This is a genomic window from Microvirga sp. 17 mud 1-3 (genome assembly GCF_003151255.1).
Classification (GTDB): Bacteria; Pseudomonadota; Alphaproteobacteria; order Rhizobiales; family Beijerinckiaceae; genus Microvirga.
This window is the reverse complement of the sequence record NZ_CP029481.1, coordinates 2,591,729-2,609,451: the sequence shown is the minus strand read 5'-3', so window position 1 is coordinate 2,609,451 and position 17,723 is coordinate 2,591,729. Positions and strand designations below refer to the sequence as shown.

The window sequence follows — 17,723 nt, the reverse complement described above, 5'->3', positions numbered from 1 at the left end:
TTGCCGTTGCGGAGGGCGGGCCGGCACCCCATCATTGGCCTATGACGATCCCGAACCTCATCACCATCGCGCGGCTCGTCATCGTCCCGTTCGTGATCGTCATGATCATGCAGGGGCGGTGGGAGACGGCTTTTGTGCTTTTCGTCCTCGCCGGCCTGTCGGATGCGGCGGACGGCTTCATCGCCCGGCACTTCGACATGCGCAGCGAGTTCGGGGCCTATCTCGATCCGATTGCCGACAAGGCGCTCCTGGTCTCGATCTACGTCACCCTGGCGGTGACGGGCACGATCCCGGGCTGGGTCGCCATCGCGGTGGTGTCACGGGATGCCATGATCGTCGGGGCCGTGCTCCTGTCCTGGGTCATGCACAGGCCGGTGGCGATCAAGCCTATCTGGGTCAGCAAGCTGAACACGGGAGCCCAGATCGCCTTCGCGGCCTTCGTTCTCGGCGCCAGCGCCTTCGGCATCGAGGTGAGCGATCCAGTCCGGACCGCCATGATGGGCGTCGTCGCCGCCTTGACCGTTGCGTCGGCGGGTGCCTATCTCGGAGGATGGCTCCGGCATATGACCGGCTAAGGCGCGAGCGAGACGGGAACACGTAATGACGATCCAGCGGCAGATCGTATTCTGGACCGTGACCCTGGTGGTCGCGGTGGTGCTGCTTCTCGTCCTGCGGACGGTCCTTTTGCCGTTCGTGGCCGGCTTCGCGCTCGCCTATCTCCTCGACCCCCTGGCCGACCGGCTCCAGCGCATCGGCATCGGCCGCCTCGGCGCGAGCCTCGTCATCCTGATCCTGTTCGTGCTGATCTTCATCGTCCTCTTGGTCGTGGTGGTTCCCCTCGGGGCCCAGCAGGTGGGGGCGTTCGTCCAGCGGCTCCCGAGCTACGTGGCGCGGCTGCAGCAACTCGTCGTGGAGCAGGGCGGCCCGCTCATCGAGAAGATCGGCGGTGCCAGTGCGCTGCCCGAAATGCAGACCTCCGTGGGCAACCTCCTGAGCCAGGGCATCGCCTGGGTCGGCACCTTCCTCCAGTCCCTGTGGTCCGGCGGACAGGCCCTGCTCAGCATCTTTTCCCTCCTGGTGGTCACCCCCGTGGTTGCCTTCTACATGTTGGTGGATTGGGACCGCATGGTCGCCACCATCGATTCCTGGATGCCGGTGCGGCAGCGGGAGACGATCCGGGCCATCGCGCGCGACATCGACTCGGCCATCGCGGGCTTCGTGCGGGGGCAGGCCCTGGTCTGCATCATCCTCGGGACCTTCTATGCGGTCGGCCTTTCGTTCATCGGGCTCAATTTCGGCGCGATGATCGGCATGACGTCCGGCATCCTGAGCTTCATTCCCTATGTGGGCTCGCTGACCGGGCTGATCCTGTCCCTGGGCGTCGCCATCGTGCAGTTCTGGCCGGACTGGACCTGGATCCTCGCGACGCTTGGCGTCTTCGTGTTCGGGCAATTCGTGGAAGGCAATATCCTGTCGCCGAAGCTCGTGGGCAACTCCGTGGGGCTCCACCCGGTCTGGCTGATGTTCGCGCTCCTCGCCTTCGGCGCCCTGTTCGGCTTCGTGGGCCTGCTCCTGGCGGTCCCGCTTGCGGCCGCCATGGGCGTCATCGCGCGCTTCGCCCTCAGGCAATATCTGGCGAGCCCCCTCTATCGCGGCACGGATCCGGTGATCCTCATGCCCGGCCCCGAGGCGGACAAGAAGCGGATCGAGTACGATGCGTGAGGGCCCCAAGCAGCTCGCCTTCGACCTGCCCCTCGACCCGCGCTTTGGACGGGAGGACTTTCTCGTCAGCCCATCCAACGAACAGGCCTACGCCACGATCGAGAGCTGGCCCGAATGGCCCGACACGGTGCTCCTGCTCACCGGGCCCCGTGGCAGCGGCAAGAGCCACCTGGCGGCGATCTGGGCCGAGACCGCCCATGCCTGGACGGTGGACGCCTTCGAGGTGACCCGGGACAAGGTTCCGCACCTCGTCTCGAACGGTGCCCTGGTGATCGAGGATATAGACCGGGCCGAGCGGGACGAGGCTGCCCTGTTCCACCTGCTTAACCTGGCCCGCGAGCGACAGGCCTCCGTGCTGATGACCTGCGAGTCCGCGCCGGATTCCTGGGGCGTCCGCACGCCGGACCTGCTGTCGCGGCTGCGCCTCGCTCCGAGCGTCTCCCTCGATCCGCCGGACGACGCGCTTCTCAAGGCCGTCCTGGTAAAGCTGTTCGTCGACCGGCAACTGGTGGTCGACACCAGCGTTGTCGACTACATTGCCTTGCGCATCGAACGGTCGCTCACGAAAGCGGCCGAGGTGGTGACGCTCCTCGACAAGGAGGCCCTCAGTCGGGGACGCCGCGTCTCGCGCGCCATCGCATCGGAAGTTCTCGGGGGCATTCGGGATACGGATGAGATCGACTGAAGAAGACGTGAAGCCTTCGGCACCGGGCCGTCGCGAAACCGTCACGAAATCCAAACCAAAACGGACGTCGCGGAAAGCCGTGGAGGTAGACGTGCGCAGCGCCCTTGTCCTGGACGAAGCCGAGATCGTTAGCGAGACCCCGGCCCCCAAGGCCCCGCCGGATATCGAGCTCGACGGGGCGGTCCTGCGCCAGTTCCCGCAGCGCTTCATCAACCGGGAGCTCTCCTGGCTCCAGTTCAACCGGCGCGTCCTGGAGGAGGCTGCGAACCGGAACCACCCGCTCCTGGAGCAGCTGCGCTTCCTGTCCATCTCGGCCGACAATCTCGACGAGTTCTTCATGGTGCGCGTGGCGGGCCTGCGCGGGCAGGTGCGCTCCGGCGTGGCGACCACGTCGCAGGACGGGCTGACGCCGCAGGAGCAGCTCGCCAAGATCGCCGTAGAGGTCTCTAAGCTCGCCTCCGATCAGCAGGAGCGCTGGCGCGAGCTCAAGGGTGCGCTGCAGGAGGAGGGGATCGTCCTGGTGGAAGGATCGGGCCTGACCAAGCCAGAGGCTTCCTGGCTGGAGGATTACTTCCTCAACCATATCTTCCCGGTCCTGACGCCGCTCGCCATCGACCCGGCTCATCCGTTTCCGTTCATCCCCAATCTCGGCTCCTCCATCGCCCTCAAGCTCGTGCGCCAGAGTGACGGGAAGGTGCTGAACGCGCTGATCCGCTTGCCCGTACGGGCGGAGCGCTTCATCCGCCTGCCGGATTTCTCGGAAACCGGTGCGACCCGCTTCATCGCGCTCGAACAGATGATCGTGCTCTACACGAGCCGCTTGTTCCCGGGCTACAACGTCCAGGGGCAGGGGGCATTCCGGGTCATCCGCGATTCCGACCTCGAAGTGGAGGAGGAGGCGGAGGACCTCGTCCGGCACTTCGAGACGGCCCTCAAACGCCGCCGTCGCGGCAGCGTGATCCGGCTCGAGGCGGAAGTCGCCATGGCCGAGGACCTGCGCCAGTTCGTGGTCGACGAGCTGGAGATCGCCGCGGACGAGCTCTTCGTCGTGGAAGGGATGCTTGGCCTCAACGACCTGTCCCAGCTCGTGAGCCTCGATCGGCCGGATCTCAAGTTCAAACCCTACAACCCGCGCTTTCCCGAGCGCATCCGCGAGCATAGCGGGGATTGCTTCGCGGCGATCCGCGAGAAGGACATCATCGTCCACCACCCTTACGAATCCTTCGACGCGGTGGTGCAGTTCCTTCACCAGGCGGCGCGGGATCCGAACGTGGTGGCCATCAAGCAGACCCTCTACCGCACCTCGTCGAACTCCCCCATCGTGGCCGCGCTCGCCGAGGCCGCGGAGGCCGGTAAGTCCGTCACGGCTCTGGTCGAGCTGAAGGCGCGCTTCGATGAGGAGGCCAATATCCGCTGGGCGCGGGACCTGGAGCGCGCCGGCGCCCAGGTGGTGTTCGGCTTCATCGAGCTGAAGACCCACGCCAAGCTGTCCATGGTGGTGCGGCGCGAGGGTGGCCAGCTCATCACCTATTGCCATGTGGGAACGGGCAACTATCACCCAATCACGGCCCGCATCTACACGGACCTCTCGTTCTTCACGGCCGATCCGGTGATCGGGCGCGACGTGTCGCGCATCTTCAACTTCGTCACCGGTTATGCGGAGCCGGCGGAGCTGGAACGCATGGCGGTGTCGCCGATCAACCTGAAGCAGCGGCTTCTCCAGCATATCGGCGAGGAGATCGCCCACGCGAAGGCGGGGCGCCCGGCTTCGATCTGGGGCAAGTGCAACTCCCTGGTCGATCCCGTCATCATCGACGCGCTCTACGACGCGAGCGCGGCGGGCGTGCAGATCGACCTCATCGTGCGGGGCATCTGCTGCCTGCGTCCCGGCATCAAGGGCCTGTCCGAGAATATCCGGGTCAAGTCCATCGTCGGCCGGTTCTTGGAGCACACGCGGATCTATGCTTTCGGCAACGGGCAGGGGCTGCCGAACCCGAAGGCGCATGTCTACATCTCGTCGGCGGATCTCATGCCGCGCAATCTCGACCGCCGGGTCGAGGCGCTCCTGCCGATCCTCAACCCGACGGTCCATCAGCAGGTTCTCGACCAGATCATGCTCGCCAACCTCCTCGACAACGAGCAGAGCTGGATGGTGCTCTCCGACGGCACGAGCCGGCGGATCGTCCCCGCCAAAGGCGAGGAGCCGTTCAATGCTCACAGGTATTTCATGACGAATCCCAGTCTGTCCGGCCGGGGCAAATCCCTGAAAACGTCGAGCCCCAAGGCGCTCGCCAAGCGCGGATTGCGCTGACGATGGTGCTCGTCGAGCGCAGCGAGGCGCAGGGGCGGCTCAAGATCGGCCGCCCCGTCGCCATCATCGACATCGGATCGAACTCGGTCCGTCTCGTCGCCTATGAGGGCGTGTCCCGGGCGCCGACGCCGATTTACAATGAGAAGGTGCTCTGCGGCCTCGGCCGCCACGTGGCCACTACCGGAAAGCTCGACGAGGACGCGGTGGAGCGCGCCCTGCGCGCGCTCGCCCGCTTCCGGGTGCTGTGCGACACCATGGACGTGTCGGACATCTACGTGCTCGCCACGGCCGCGGCGCGCGATGCCTCCAACGGCCCCGCTTTTCTCGAGGCGGCGGAGCGCGCCTGTGGTTGTTCGATCGAGCTTCTGTCGGGCGCCAGGGAGGCGCAGTTCTCGGCCTATGGGGTGGTATCGGGCTTTTACAGGCCGGACGGTGTCGTGGGCGACATGGGCGGCGGCAGTCTCGAACTCGTGGACGTGAAGGGGAACCAGGTCGGCGAGGGGGTCACCATGCGCCTCGGCGGCCTCGCCCTTCAGGACCTGAGCGGCGGCTCCACCAAGAAGGCCCAGAAGATCGTTCGCTCCTCCCTGGAGCGGGCGGCCGGACAGCTCGAAAGCCTCCAGGGCCGCACCTTCTATGCGGTGGGCGGAACCTGGCGCGCCCTGGCCCGGCTGCATCAGGCCGTGACCGATTACCCACTCCACGTGATGCACAACTACATCGTCGATCCGCGGGACAGCATGGATTTCCTCCATCTGATCGAGGAAGCCGACGCGAAGACCCTCAAGGATATCGAGAGCGTCTCCGAAGCGCGCCGGCCGCTCCTGGCCTACGGGGCGATTTTGCTGGAGGAGATCATCCGCCTCGGTGCCCCGCGGGAAATCGCCATCTCGGCGCTCGGCGTCCGCGAAGGTCTGCTCTACGACAAGCTCGACGATGAGAAGCGCCAGTTCGACCCGCTCCTGCGGGCCGCGGGGGACCTCAACCTCCTGCGCTCCCGCTCGCCCCGTCACGGGGTTGAGCTGTGGGAGTGGACGAGCCGCTTCATCGATTCCGTCGGACTGCCGGAGACCGAATACGAACAGCGCCTGCGCCATGCGGGCTGCCTGCTCGCCGATATCGGCTGGCGGGCCCATCCAGACTACCGGGGCGAGCAGAGCCTCAACCTCATCGCCTACGGCGCCTTCGTGGGCCTCGACCATCCGGGACGAGCCTATCTGGCGCTGTCGATCTTCTTCCGCCACGAGGGGCTCTCGCCCGACAAGGTTGGCTCGCGGATCGTCGCGCTCGCAGGGCCTAGGCTCATGGAGCGGGCCCGCCTGCTCGCCGCCATGATGCGGGTGGCCTATCCGGTTTCGGTCGCGATGGAAGGCGTCCTGCCGCAGACCCCGCTGGTCGCCCGGGGGCGGAGCGTCGTGCTGCAACTGCCCGGCCACCGGGCGGACCTCGCCAACGAGCGCCTGGTGGGCCGGGTCAAGGCCCTGGCGAAGCTCCTCAACATGGAGCCGGTCATCGAGATCCTGTGACGGCCCGCCCCGGGAGGCGGATTTCCGGGCGGGAGGTGACGTTTTATTCTAACTGGGGTAGAAAATCGGGCTTCGTGGCCAGGGAGTCCTCCATGCAAACAATCGATCTGAATGCCGTCCGCAATGCCAAGACATCCAAGGATCCTTACGACTTCCTGCTGACGGAGAACATTCTCAAGGCGGACGTCATCGACGACCTTCGGCGCGACTTCCCGGACATCGAGAAGCCCGGCTACCTCACGGTGGACGAGGTAAAGCTTCACGGCCGCTTCAAGACCCTGATCGAAGAGCTGGAAGGCCCGGAGCTGACCGAGGAACTGTCCAAGAAGTTCGGCGTGGATCTGCACCAGTATCCGCGCCTCACCACCATCATGAAGCGCTCGCAGCCGAAATACGGCGCGATCCATACGGACGGCCCCTCCAAGGTCATGACCATGCTCGTCTACATGAACGACGACTGGAACCAGGGCGACGGCGGCCGCCTGCGGGTGCTCTACGACGGCCAGAACTTCGAGCCCTACGCCATGGAAGTCCCGCCGACCATGGGCACCATGTTCGCGTTCCTGCGCTCCGACAATTCCTGGCACGGCCACCGGCCCTTCGTGGGCGAGCGCCGGGTAGTCCAGATCGCCTGGGTCAAGAGCCAGGCCGACGTGGACCGCAAGAAGAAGCACAACAAGATCGCCCAGTTCTTCAAGGGGATCTTCGGGCGGTAAGAACCCGACAAGTCGAGTTCGAGAGACAGGCATGGCCGGGCATCGTCCCGGCCAAGTCTTTGTCGGGGCAGGATTTTATCCTGAACGAACCAGGATGGGAGGCACATCGTGCCGGACATCGAGACCACTGCGACGCGGATCGTCTACGAGAACCGCTGGATGCGGGTCCGCGAGGACGCCATCGTCCGACAGGATGGGACGCCCGGCATCTACGGCGTCGTCGAGAAAACGGATTTCGCCGTCATCGCTCCCATCGAGAACGGTCTTGTCCATCTCGTCGAGCAGTTCCGGTATCCGGTTAAAGGAAGGTACTGGGAGCTGCCGCAAGGGTCATGGGAAGGCGCTCCCGACACGGATCCGGAGGATCTCGCCCGTGCCGAGCTGCGCGAGGAAACGGGCCTGACGGCCGCGACCATGCGGCATGTGGGGCATCTCTTCGAATGCTACGGGTATTCCGAACAGGGCTTCCATATCTACCTGGCCCAGGGCCTCACGCAGGGCGAGACATGCCGGGAGGCGACCGAGCAGGACATGATCAGCCGGGCCTTTCCGCTCGACGAGGTGCTGTCGATGATCGCGAACGGCACAATCAAGGACGCCGCAACGGTTGCGGCCCTTGGTCTCCTGCGCCTCAAAGGTCTGGTCTAATTTGGACCGATGTTATGGCGGTATCGTCACTCATCCTTAAGGCTGGACTGCGCGACCGCCATCCATGAGGCATATGCCGATTCAAGTGATTCCCAAGAGATGGTACGCGTGCAAGTCCCACTTGCCCTTGTTCTTGCGATAGATCTCGATCCATACCGTAAGTTCGGGCAGAGGTCGTAGGGCACTGGCATTACGCGGAGACACCATGCTCAACTCGCTCCTTGTCCTGAAAATGACGGCGCGCGTGAAGCGGGAGTTGAAAACGGGAAAACCCAACGTAATGCGTCGCAACGTGGTGAGGAGGTGAGGGCCGTTCGGCTTCTTTTCTCCTATTCCAGCAGCGCCCTGATAGGACTTCACAAAAGCCTGGCTCCTGGCATCGGCCTCCTCTTCGCTGCAGAAAGCTTCCGGCTTTTCGCCTTTAGGGTCCAGAACGTCGGCCGGTTTGATTGTGAGGTACGGGGCCGATAGGCTTCTCTTTGGCCGTTCTCCCAAGTACCTCCGCAGATCGGACGACGATATACCCGTTTCCTGCCACTCTCGGGGAAGCTCGCATTGCTCGTACCTTCCGCCGTAGTCCGCAAGCGCTTCATGGAAAAGCGCGATCGCCTCACTCCTGAAGCGCTGGTGGAACTTATCGGCCGAGAAAACCGCAGAGGGGAGGGTGGTCATGGCAAGAGTAGCCATGAAGATGCGGGCAAAGAATATCACGGGCGAGCGACCTCATAAGTCCCTCACACCGTAATGTTACTGCAACGAAGTATCAAAAAATTTATTACGGGGCTGAAATCTCCCGCATCTTCACCCGCCCCCGCTCCAGCACGAGGCCGAGCTGGCCGTTCTTGAGCGCCAGGGCTTTCTCGCCGAAGAGGGCGCGACGCCATCCGTGCAGGGGTGTAACATCCGCCATATCGTTTTCGGCGATGGCCTCGAGGTCGTCCACCGTGGCGATGATCTTGGGGGCCACGCCCTCCTCCTCGGCGACCGCCTTGAGCAGCACCTTCAGGAGGTCGACCACGGCGCCCGTATTGCCGCGGCCGCGGCTGCGTTCGGGCATGGGCACGGTCGCGGGGTCGCGGGCGAGGCCGCGGGAAACCGCCTCCAGGATGTCGGCCCCGGTGCGGGAGCGCTCGAAACCGTTGGGAATGGTGCGCAGGCGGCCCAGGGCTTCCACGCTGCGGGGAGCCGATACGGCGAGATCGATGAGGGCATCGTCCTTCAGGATGCGCCCGCGCGGCACGTCGCGGCTCTGGGCCTCACGCTCGCGCCAGGCCGCCACCTCCATGAGCACCGCCACTTCCTTGGACTTGCGCAGGCGTCCGGCGAGGCGTTTCCAGGCATTTTCCGGGTCGGCCTGATAGGTCTCGGGCGATGAGAGGATCGCCATCTCCTCGTCGAGCCAGGCGAGCCGGCCGTTCTTTTCAAGCTGGGCCGCCAGGGCCTCGTAGACTTTCACCAGATGGGTGACATCCGAGAGCGCATAGGTAAGCTGGGCGTCCGTCAGGGGGCGGCGGGACCAGTCGGTGAAGCGGGAGGACTTGTCGATACGCGCCTTGGCGAGGTCGTTGGCGAGCTGCTCGTAGGATACGGAATCACCGTAGCCGCACACCATGGCGGCCACCTGGGTGTCGAACAGGGGCTCGGGCACGATCTGCCCGAGATTCCAGACGATTTCCAGGTCCTGGCGCGCCGAGTGAAAGACCTTCACGACATTCCGGTCCGCCATGAGGGCCATGAAGGGCGCCAGGTCCATGTCGGGCGCCAGCGGGTCGACCAGCACGGCGTCGGCCGGATCGGGCCCAGCCATCTGGATCAGGCAGAGCCTGGGGTAATAAGTGGTCTCGCGCAGGAATTCCGTATCGACGGTCACGAACGGATGGGCGGCGAGGCGCTCGCAGGCCTGGCGGAGGGCGTCTGTCGTAGAGATCAAGTCCATAAAGGCCGTTTTAGCCCAAGCTTGGCGATCTCGCGACCCCCGACTTACGGCCGATCCTGGATTTTCTTCCGTTCCTTGGCCTGACGTTCGGCGCGCTTGATCAGCCAGTCGATGATGTTGCGGTCCACCACGAGGCCGGTCTCCGCATCGATAAGCCGCTCGATCCGGTCGGCCCGGAAGCCCCTGTAGCCATCGTCGGCCATGTCGATTCCGCCGAGAAGAGTCTTGCCGGGGCCGACCTTCAGCTCGCGCGCGATGATCCAGCGCCGGCTCGGGTTGCCGGCCTGATCCGTATAGTGAAGCTCCAGCGCGCCCTCCATGGGATAGACGCGCCATGCACCCTCCGTCCGCTCCTCGACGGGAGCGTTCCGGGGTGGCCTCAGCAGGGATGTGACGTGAGCGGGAATCATAGACGGGATATGGTGATTCATGCTTTGTTCTGCAAGAATCAGAGGGCATGTCGGCGGTGATTTTTGGCCGGGGTCGGGCCGGCTAGGATGGAGGAGGCACTGCCCTTTCGCCTCTCTACAAAGGAGGGGAGAAGCACCTCCGTCGTCATTCCGGGGCGCACCTTCAGGTGCGAGCCCGGAACCCATAACCGCTGAGCTTCACGAATAGAACGCAGCGGCTCTCGCGGCTCTCAATTCCGAGACACTGGTGTTTATGGGTTCCAGGCTCCGCTGCGCGGCCCCGGAATGACGGGGGTGGCACGACGGATTTCCCTCCTCCTTGTGGGGAGGAAGGCTGGATCGTGCTTCCCGCGAACACCCAAGATCCGAAAAGGAGAGCGAGGCCGCACCTCCAGCACTATCCCCCGCCGACCGAACTTGGCGGCGAGAAATGACCGTTCCGCCTTGACATCCCGGGGCGCGCATGAATGTTGCGCCTTTGATCCGAACCGCTCCTTGATGCAGGCTTCCATGTCCGCCCCTATGCACCGTTATCGCTCCCACACCTGCGGCGCTCTGCGCGAATCCGATGTCGGCCAGACGGCCCGTCTGTCCGGCTGGGTTCACCGCATCCGCGACCATGGCGGGGTGCTCTTCATCGACCTGCGTGACCATTACGGCCTCACCCAATGCGTGGCGGATCCGGATTCGCCGGCCTTCAGGCTGGCTGAGACCGTCCGGTCCGAGTGGGTGGTGCGGATCGACGGCAAGGTGCGCAAGCGCCCCGCCGGGACCGAGAATCCCGACCTGCCCACCGGCATGGTCGAGGTCTACATCACCGACATGGAGGTGCTCGGCCCCGCGGACGAGCTGCCGCTGCCGGTCTTCGGCGAGCAGGAATATCCGGAGGAGACCCGGCTCAAGTACCGCTATCTCGACCTGCGCCGGGAGAAGCTGCACAACAACATCATGAAGCGCGGCGCCATCGTCGACTCCTTACGCCGACGCATGAAGGAGAGCGGCTTCTTCGAGTTCACGACGCCGATTCTCACGGCCTCGTCGCCCGAGGGCGCCCGCGACTTCCTGGTGCCGTCGCGCATCCATCCCGGCCAGTTCTATGCGCTGCCGCAGGCGCCCCAGCAGTTCAAACAGCTGATCATGATCTCCGGCTTCGACCGGTACTTCCAGATTGCGCCCTGCTTCCGCGACGAGGATCCGCGCGCCGACCGTCTGCCGGGCGAGTTCTACCAGCTCGACGTGGAGATGAGCTTCGTCACGCAGGAGGACGTGTTCCGCACCATGGAGCCCGTGGTCCGCGACACCTTCAAGGAATTCGCAGACGGGCGGCCGGTGACCGAAATCTTCCCGCGGATCCCGTTCTTCGAGGCCATGCTGAAATACGGCTCGGACAAGCCGGACCTGCGCAACCCGCTCGTCATCGCCGACGTGTCCGAGGTGTTCACCCGCGAGGACGTGACGTTCAACGCCTTCAAGAACGTCATCAAGTCCGGCGGCGTCGTGCGCGCCATCCCGGCGCCGGGTGCCGCCGCGCAGCCGCGCTCGTTCTTCGACAAGCTGAACGACTGGGCGCGCTCCGAGGGCGCACCGGGCCTCGGCTATATCGTGTTCGACGAAGAAGGCGGGCAGGTGACCGGCAAGGGGCCGATCGCCAAGTTCATTCCCGAGGCCGCCCAGGCGGTCATCCGCGAGAAGACCGGCCTCAAGGCGGGCGACGCGGTGTTCTTCTCGGCCGGCGTCGAGGACAAGGCGGCCGCGCTCGCCGGCAAGGCGCGCGTGCGCGTCGGCGACGAGCTGGGCCTCGGTGACAAGAACCAGTTCGCCTTCTGCTGGATCACCGACTTCCCGCAATACGAGTGGAACGAGGACGAGAAGAAGATCGACTTCTCGCACAACCCCTTCTCCATGGCCGATATGGACCATGAGGCGTTCATGGCGCTCGATCCGGCCGAAAAGGACCGGATCCTGAAGATCACGGCGCTCCAGTACGACATGGTCTGCAACGGCTACGAGATGGCCTCGGGCTCGATCCGCAACCACCGTCCCGACCGGATGGTGAAGGCCTTCGAGATCGCTGGCTACGGCGAGAAGGAGGTCATGGAGCGGTTCGGCGGCATGTATCGCGCCTTCCAGTACGGCGCGCCGCCCCACGGCGGCATGGCGGCGGGCATCGACCGCATCGTGATGCTGCTCTGCGGCGCCCAGAACCTGCGCGAGATCACGCTCTTCCCGATGAACCAGAAGGCCGAGGACCTGCTTCTCGGCGCGCCCTCCGAGGTGACGCCCAAGCAGCTCCGCGAGCTCCATATCCGGCTGAACCTGCCGGAGAAATGAGCCGCGGCTCTCGCGACCGGGACGCGCCCGTGGTCACCGCCATCGTCGTCGCCTTCGACAGCGCCCATGCGCTGCCCGAATGCCTCGATGCGCTGCGGGTCGAGGGCGTGCCCGTCATTGTCGTGGACAACGCCTCAGTGGACGAGAGCGTCGCGCTTGCCGAGCGGATGAGCGCGAAAGTCGTCCGCCAGGCCCGCAACGAGGGCTATGGCCGCGCCAACAATGCCGGGGTCCGGGCAGCCGGGACGGAATTCGTCCTCATCGTCAATCCGGACGTGACCGTCGAGGAAGGGGCCGTGGCGGCCCTTCTGGACGCCGCGCGGCGCCATCCCGATGCGGGCCTCCTGGCGCCGCAGATCGTCGAACCCAGCGGGCGGGTCTTCTTCCAGCCGCGCTCGCTCCTGGCGAAGCGCCTTCCCAATCCGGCCGGCAGACTCGTGCTTCCGGAGGGCGAGGCCTGCGCGCCGTTCTTCTCGGGCGCCTGCTTCCTCATGCGCCGCGACGTCTTTCTCGAACTCGGCGGCTTCGACGAAAAGATCTTCCTGTTCTACGAGGACGACGACCTCTGCCGGCGGATCGAGGATTCGGGCCGATCTCTGGTCTATGTGCCGCAGGCCGTGGTGCGGCACGGGCGAGGGCGCTCCAGCGGGCGCAGGCCCGGCCTCGTCTTCCGGTCCCGCTGGCACCAGGCTTGGTCGCGCGCCTATGTGAGCCGCAAATACGGGCTGCCGAACCCGGCGCCGTCCATGTTCGCCGTCAATGCCCTGAAGACCCTTTTGGCCTGCCTGACCTTCCGGCGCAGCCTGATCGAGCGCTATGGCGGATCGGCGGCCGGGGCCTGGGCCTTCATGCGCGGCCGTGATGCCCTGAGCCAGGAGGGATTGTCATGAGAATGCCGGCCTTCCTCGGCGAGGCGCCGACGCTCTCCACCGCTCTCGGGCAGGAGAGGAACAACTTCACGCTGATCCGCTTGGCTCTCGCCCTGGCCGTGGTGGTGTCCCACGCCTTCAGCGTCACGACCGGTGAGATCATGGACGAGCCGCTCACCGCCTGGACCGGGTTCACCCTGGGCGAGCACGCCGTGAACGGGTTCTTCGCCATCTCGGGCTTCCTCGTCACCATGAGCTTCGACCGGCGCGGCTGGCGGGACTATGTGACGGCCCGGGCCCTGCGCATCGCGCCGGGGCTCATCGTCGCGACCCTGGCGGTCTCGCTCCTCCTCGGCGGCGCCATAACCCGCCTGCCGCTGGCCGAGTACCTCCAGAGCGACGGGCTCAGGCGGTTCATCACCGCGACCCTGACGAGCTTCAAGAGCAACATCGCGCTGCCCGGCGTCTTCGACGGCAATCCGTTCCGGTTCCCCATGGGGACGGTCTGGACCCTGAAATACGAGGTTCTGTGCTACGTGGGCGTGCTGGCGCTCGGGCTCGTGGGCCTCCTGCGGGCCAGGGGCGCGGCCCTGGCGCTGGTCGCGGGCCTCGCGGTGGCGCTCGCAGCTCTCGACCTCCTTCATCCCGATGCGCCCAAGGGCCTGGAGACGGCGCTCCGCCTGCCGCTGATCTTTGCCTTCGGCGGTGCGCTCTATGTGTGGCGCAGCCGCGCCCGCCTGTCCGGATGGCTGCTCGTCGCCCTTGTGGCCGCGACCGCGCTCGCCCACGGCTCATTCCTCTACAAGACGCTGCTCTTCCTGACCTCCGCTTATGGAGTGATCTGGCTGGCGCTCGCGCCTCTGGCGACGCGCCTGTCCTGGGAGCCTAAGGCCGACCTGTCCTACGGGACCTACCTCTACGGCTGGCCGCTGCAGCAGGCGCTCCATACCCTGTTCCCGGCGACGGCAGCGGTCGTCCTGCTCGGGCCCTCCCTGGTCCTGGCCCTGCTCGTGGCGGCCCTGTCCTGGTACGGGGTCGAGAAGCCGGCGCTCGCCATCAAGGCCAAGGCCCTCGGGCGCCGGACCATCAAGACGATTGAGCCTGCAGCACCTTGACGGCGGCGATCAGTTCCCGCACCCGGTCGCTCTGAAGGAGCGGGATGAGGACCGCGATCCGCTCCCGCGGCAGGTCCCACCAGGCCGATTCAAGAAGCCCCTGGATCGTCGCCTCGTCGAACCGGTAGCGGATCACCTTCGCGGGGTTGCCGCCCACGATGGCATAGGGCGGCACGTCCTTCGTCACCACCGCCTGGGCGGCGATCACGGCCCCATGGCCGACCGTCACGCCCGACATGATGATCGCGCCGGAGCCCAGCCACACATCGTGCCCGATGGTCACGTCCCCCCGGGAGGTGTGGTAATCCTGGGTCTGCGGCGCCGTGGGCCAGAGCTCGCGCAGGGCCGAGAACGGGTAGGTCGTGCCCCAATCCGTGCGGTGGTTGCCGCCGAGCAGGATCTCGACCTTGTCGGCAAAGGAGCAATAGCGCCCGATGGTGAGCTTCTTGCCCGATTCCGGAAAGCGCACCTTGGGCCGGCCGTAGGAGAACTCGCCGATCTCGAAGCCATAACGGGTCGCCAGGCGTGCGAGATGCAGCCGTGTCTGGTTGTGCGGGTTGCGCCAGTTCTTGATGCGATGGCGAAGTCTCATCTGCAAGGCTCACCTGCGGACAAGAGCGTTGACGCGGACAGGCAAGGCGAGCACAAGTGCGGCCACTTGAAACGATGCGCGTTGGCGTGAGGAGCGTAGGGGATGGCTGAAAACATCTCGCAGGATCTGAAAACGGGAGCGATCTTCTATCACCGCAACCCGCGTCCGGGAAAGCTCGAGATCCAGCCGACCAAGCCCCTCGGCAACCAGCGCGACCTTGCGCTGGCCTATTCGCCCGGGGTCGCGGCGCCCTGCGAGGTCATTGCGGCCGATCCGTCCGAAGCTGCTAACCTTACGTTGCGGCAGAACCTCGTCGCGGTCATCTCCAACGGCACGGCCGTGCTTGGCCTGGGCGATATCGGCCCGCTGGCCTCGAAGCCCGTGATGGAGGGCAAGGCCGTCCTGTTCAAGAAGTTCTCCGGCATCGACGTGTTCGACATCGAGGTGGCCGAAAAGCGCGTGGACAAGCTCGTCGAGGTGATCGCTGCGCTGGAGCCCACCTTCGGGGGCATCAACCTCGAGGACATCAAGGCGCCTGAATGCTTCGAGGTCGAGGAGCAGCTCAAGGCCCGCATGGGCATCCCGGTCTTCCACGATGACCAGCACGGCACCGCCATCATCGTGGCGGCGGCCGTGACGAATGCCCTGGAACTCGCCGGCAAGCGCCTCGATGAGGTGAAGATCGTCACGTCCGGCGCCGGCGCCGCGGCGCTCGCCTGCCTCAACCTGCTGGTTTCGCTCGGCGCGAAGCGCGAGAACATCTGGGTTACGGACATCGAGGGCGTCGTCCACGAAGGACGCAACGAACTCATGGATCGGTGGAAGTCGGTCTATGCCCAGAAGACGGATGCGCGCACCCTGGCGGACGTGATCCCGGATGCGGACGTCTTCCTCGGCCTCTCGGCCGGCGGCGTGCTCAAGCCCGCCCTCCTGGAAAAGATGGCGCCCCGTCCGCTGATCCTCGCGCTCGCCAATCCCTACCCGGAGATCATGCCCGAGGAGGCGGAGGCCGTGCGGCCGGACGCCATGATCTGCACCGGGCGCTCGGATTATCCAAACCAGGTCAACAACGTCCTGTGCTTCCCGTACATCTTCCGCGGCGCGCTTGATGTTGGCGCGACGACCATCAACGAGGAGATGAAGGCCGCGGCCGTGAAGGCCATTGCCGGGCTCGCCCGCGAGGCCCCGTCCGAGGTGGTGGCCCGCGCCTATGGGGGCGAGGCCCATCCGTTCGGCCGCAAGTCGCTCATTCCGAGTCCGTTCGATCCGCGCCTCATCCTGCGCATCGCACCCGCCGTCGCGAAGGCCGCCATGGAGAGCGGCGTCGCCACCCGGCCCCTCGCGGACCTGGAGGCCTATGCGGACTCACTCACCCGCTTCGTCTTCCGCTCCGGCTTCATCATGAAGCCGATCTTCTCGAAGGCGAAGGAGGACCCGAAGCGCGTCATCTACGCCGAGGGCGAGGACGAGCGGGTTCTGCGGGCCGTCCAGGTGATCGTCGAGGAGGGGCTTGCCAAGCCGATCCTCATCGGCCGTCCGAACGTGGTCGAGACGCGCATCAAGCGCTTCGGCCTGTCCATGGAAATCGGCCGGGATTTCGACCTGGTGAACCCCGAGGACGATCCGCGCTACCGGGATTACGTGGCGACCTACGTGGAAGCGGCGGGGCGCAAGGGCATTACGCCGGACGCCGCCAAGACCCTGGTGCGTACCAATTCCACCGTGATCGGCGCGCTCGCCGTCAGGCGAGGGGACGCGGATGCGCTGATCTGCGGCCTGGAAGGCCGGTTCCAGTCGCGCCTCAAGCATATCAAGGACATCATCGGCTTCGCGCCCGGCGTCCACGAAATGGCGGCCCTGTCGCTGGTGATCACATCGAAGGGCGCCTATTTCCTGGCCGACACCCATGTGCAGCCCGATCCGAACGCCGAGGAGATCGCCGACATGACGATCGCCTGCGCCAGCCACGTGCGGCGCTTCGGCCTAGAGCCGAAGATCGCGCTCCTGTCCCATTCGGATTTCGGCGCGGCGGATACGCGCTCTGCGCTCAAGATGCGCGAGGCACTCGCCTGCATCAACGAGCGGGCGCCCGATCTCGAAGTGGATGGCGAGATGCAGGCGGATGCGGCCCTGTCCCAGACGATCCGTGACCGGGTCAACCCGACCTCGCGGCTCAAGGGCGAGGCGAACGTGCTGATCATGCCGAATCTCGACGCCGCCAACGTGGCGTTCCAGTTCACCAAGATGCTGGCCGATTCCCTGCCCGTGGGCCCGATCCTCATCGGCCCGGCCAAGCCTGCCCATATCCTGACCCCGTCCGTAACGGCGCGCGGCATCGTCAACCTCACGGCGATCGCGGTCGTGGAGGCGCAGGCAGCCGAGCAGGAGTCTGTGTCGGCCTGACCGACCCAGTTCGTCCGTTTCACATCATCCCCGGCCTTGCGCCGGGGATTTTTGTTTTTGCGACACCCGACGGAGAAGGCGTGGATGGCTGGACAAGAGTGGACCTGTGGGCGGTAGCAGCCTGGCACCACAGAATTCCCTCCCCCTTGTGGGGAGGGATTAAGGGTGGGGGTGTGGGCGCTAAGCTGGATTCAGTTCAGAGCCAACACCCCCACCTCCACCTCCTCCCCACAAGGGGGAGGAGAGCCCGTTGGTGCTTCCCGAGAACACTCGGAATCCGTGGGCAGGAGAGCAGGTCGGCACCTCCCGCGTCATTCCGGGGCCGCGCAGCGGAACCCGGAACCCATAAACACCAGCATCCCAAAACAAAGCTAATGATAACCGCTGCGCCTTATCCTGTACCGTCAGCGGCTGTAGGTTCCGGGCTCGCCTGCGGCGCCCCGGAATGACAGTAGAAGC

General features: G+C 65.6%; 15 protein-coding genes. 11 read left to right on the top strand and 4 right to left on the bottom strand.

What is annotated here, in order from left to right:
- The first annotated feature begins 41 nt into the window (after positions 1-41).
- The 7 genes from C4E04_RS12485 to C4E04_RS12455 all read left to right on the top strand — a co-directional run bounded on the left by C4E04_RS12485 (position 42) and on the right by C4E04_RS12455 (position 7,608).
- A complete protein-coding gene (locus C4E04_RS12485; RefSeq protein ID WP_109597821.1) occupies positions 42-575 on the top strand; it encodes a CDP-alcohol phosphatidyltransferase family protein in 534 nt (177 codons plus the stop codon).
- Positions 576-606: 31 nt separating this feature from the next.
- A complete protein-coding gene (locus tag C4E04_RS12480; protein ID WP_371682065.1) occupies positions 607-1,722 on the top strand; it encodes an AI-2E family transporter in 1,116 nt (371 codons plus the stop codon).
- Positions 1,715-2,407 carry a DnaA ATPase domain-containing protein gene (locus C4E04_RS12475; protein ID WP_109597819.1) on the top strand — a complete coding sequence of 231 codons (693 nt, stop codon included), beginning with the start codon at positions 1,715-1,717 and terminating at the stop codon, positions 2,405-2,407. Before C4E04_RS12480 ends, C4E04_RS12475 begins: the two co-directional genes overlap by 8 nt.
- Positions 2,394-4,718, top strand: a complete 2,325-nt coding sequence (locus tag C4E04_RS12470) for an RNA degradosome polyphosphate kinase (protein ID WP_174219271.1) — start codon at positions 2,394-2,396, stop codon at positions 4,716-4,718. The genes C4E04_RS12475 and C4E04_RS12470 overlap by 14 nt, the downstream gene beginning before the upstream one ends.
- Positions 4,719-4,720: 2 nt before the next feature.
- Positions 4,721-6,244, top strand: coding sequence for an exopolyphosphatase (gene ppx / locus C4E04_RS12465; RefSeq protein WP_109597816.1), 1,524 nt, complete (start codon positions 4,721-4,723; stop codon positions 6,242-6,244).
- Positions 6,245-6,336: 92 nt separating this feature from the next.
- Positions 6,337-6,960, top strand: a complete 624-nt coding sequence (locus tag C4E04_RS12460) for a 2OG-Fe(II) oxygenase (RefSeq protein WP_109597815.1) — start codon at positions 6,337-6,339, stop codon at positions 6,958-6,960.
- Between the two features lie 108 nt (positions 6,961-7,068).
- Positions 7,069-7,608: an NUDIX hydrolase gene (locus C4E04_RS12455; RefSeq protein WP_109597814.1), complete on the top strand. Its 540-nt coding sequence runs from the start codon at positions 7,069-7,071 to the stop codon at positions 7,606-7,608.
- 81 nt (positions 7,609-7,689) lie between these two features.
- Here C4E04_RS12455 and C4E04_RS12450 read toward each other — a convergent pair whose 3' ends face one another.
- The 3 genes from C4E04_RS12450 to C4E04_RS12440 all read right to left on the bottom strand — a co-directional run bounded on the left by C4E04_RS12450 (position 7,690) and on the right by C4E04_RS12440 (position 9,975).
- The gene (locus C4E04_RS12450) at positions 7,690-8,280 is read right to left on the bottom strand and encodes a hypothetical protein (RefSeq protein ID WP_162559380.1); all 591 of its coding nucleotides are present in this window, start codon (positions 8,278-8,280) and stop codon (positions 7,690-7,692) included.
- 103 nt (positions 8,281-8,383) lie between these two features.
- Entirely contained in the window at positions 8,384-9,544 is a 1,161-nt protein-coding gene (gene rnd, locus C4E04_RS12445) for a ribonuclease D (protein ID WP_109597812.1), read from the bottom strand.
- A 44-nt stretch (positions 9,545-9,588) separates the two neighbouring features.
- Positions 9,589-9,975, bottom strand: a complete 387-nt coding sequence (locus tag C4E04_RS12440) for a hypothetical protein (RefSeq protein WP_245416095.1) — start codon at positions 9,973-9,975, stop codon at positions 9,589-9,591.
- A gap of 501 nt (positions 9,976-10,476) precedes the next feature.
- Here C4E04_RS12440 and aspS point away from each other — a divergent pair.
- Genes aspS through C4E04_RS12425 form a run of 3 tightly spaced genes read left to right on the top strand, consistent with a single transcriptional unit; the run spans position 10,477 to position 14,269 of the window.
- On the top strand, positions 10,477-12,285 hold the full coding sequence (gene aspS, locus C4E04_RS12435) for an aspartate--tRNA ligase (RefSeq protein WP_109601081.1): 1,809 nt from the start codon (positions 10,477-10,479) through the stop codon (positions 12,283-12,285).
- Positions 12,282-13,175 (top strand): glycosyltransferase family 2 protein, encoded by an 894-nt coding sequence (locus tag C4E04_RS12430; protein ID WP_109597809.1) that lies wholly within the window; start codon positions 12,282-12,284, stop codon positions 13,173-13,175. The genes aspS and C4E04_RS12430 overlap by 4 nt, the downstream gene beginning before the upstream one ends.
- Before the next feature lie 2 nt (positions 13,176-13,177).
- A complete protein-coding gene (locus tag C4E04_RS12425; RefSeq protein WP_109597808.1) occupies positions 13,178-14,269 on the top strand; it encodes an acyltransferase in 1,092 nt (363 codons plus the stop codon).
- Here the strand turns inward: C4E04_RS12425 and C4E04_RS12420 are convergent.
- Complete coding sequence (locus C4E04_RS12420; RefSeq protein ID WP_109597807.1) at positions 14,241-14,861, bottom strand: CatB-related O-acetyltransferase; 621 nt, start codon at positions 14,859-14,861, stop codon at positions 14,241-14,243. The genes C4E04_RS12425 and C4E04_RS12420 overlap by 29 nt on opposite strands.
- A gap of 102 nt (positions 14,862-14,963) precedes the next feature.
- Here C4E04_RS12420 and C4E04_RS12415 point away from each other — a divergent pair, with 102 nt between their 5' ends.
- A complete protein-coding gene (locus C4E04_RS12415) occupies positions 14,964-17,264 on the top strand; it encodes an NADP-dependent malic enzyme (RefSeq protein ID WP_109597806.1) in 2,301 nt (766 codons plus the stop codon).
- Positions 17,265-17,723: the final 459 nt, after the last annotated feature.

Bases quoted from the DNA above. Each gene is read 5' to 3' on its own strand.
- C4E04_RS12450 (WP_162559380.1), bottom strand. From the start codon at position 8,280: ATGACCACCCTCCCCTCTGCGGTTTTCTCGGCCGATAAGTTCCACCAG.
- C4E04_RS12460 (WP_109597815.1), top strand. From the start codon at position 6,337: ATGCAAACAATCGATCTGAATGCCGTCCGCAATGCCAAGACATCCAAG.
- C4E04_RS12430 (WP_109597809.1), top strand. From the start codon at position 12,282: ATGAGCCGCGGCTCTCGCGACCGGGACGCGCCCGTGGTCACCGCCATC.
- C4E04_RS12475 (WP_109597819.1), top strand. From the start codon at position 1,715: ATGCGTGAGGGCCCCAAGCAGCTCGCCTTCGACCTGCCCCTCGACCCG.
- C4E04_RS12440 (WP_245416095.1), bottom strand. From the start codon at position 9,975: ATGAATCACCATATCCCGTCTATGATTCCCGCTCACGTCACATCCCTG.
- C4E04_RS12415 (WP_109597806.1), top strand. From the start codon at position 14,964: ATGGCTGAAAACATCTCGCAGGATCTGAAAACGGGAGCGATCTTCTAT.
- C4E04_RS12470 (WP_174219271.1), top strand. From the start codon at position 2,394: ATGAGATCGACTGAAGAAGACGTGAAGCCTTCGGCACCGGGCCGTCGC.
- rnd (WP_109597812.1), bottom strand. From the start codon at position 9,544: ATGGACTTGATCTCTACGACAGACGCCCTCCGCCAGGCCTGCGAGCGC.
- ppx (WP_109597816.1), top strand. From the start codon at position 4,721: ATGGTGCTCGTCGAGCGCAGCGAGGCGCAGGGGCGGCTCAAGATCGGC.
- C4E04_RS12420 (WP_109597807.1), bottom strand. From the start codon at position 14,861: ATGAGACTTCGCCATCGCATCAAGAACTGGCGCAACCCGCACAACCAG.
- aspS (WP_109601081.1), top strand. From the start codon at position 10,477: ATGCACCGTTATCGCTCCCACACCTGCGGCGCTCTGCGCGAATCCGAT.
- C4E04_RS12425 (WP_109597808.1), top strand. From the start codon at position 13,178: ATGCCGGCCTTCCTCGGCGAGGCGCCGACGCTCTCCACCGCTCTCGGG.
- C4E04_RS12485 (WP_109597821.1), top strand. From the start codon at position 42: ATGACGATCCCGAACCTCATCACCATCGCGCGGCTCGTCATCGTCCCG.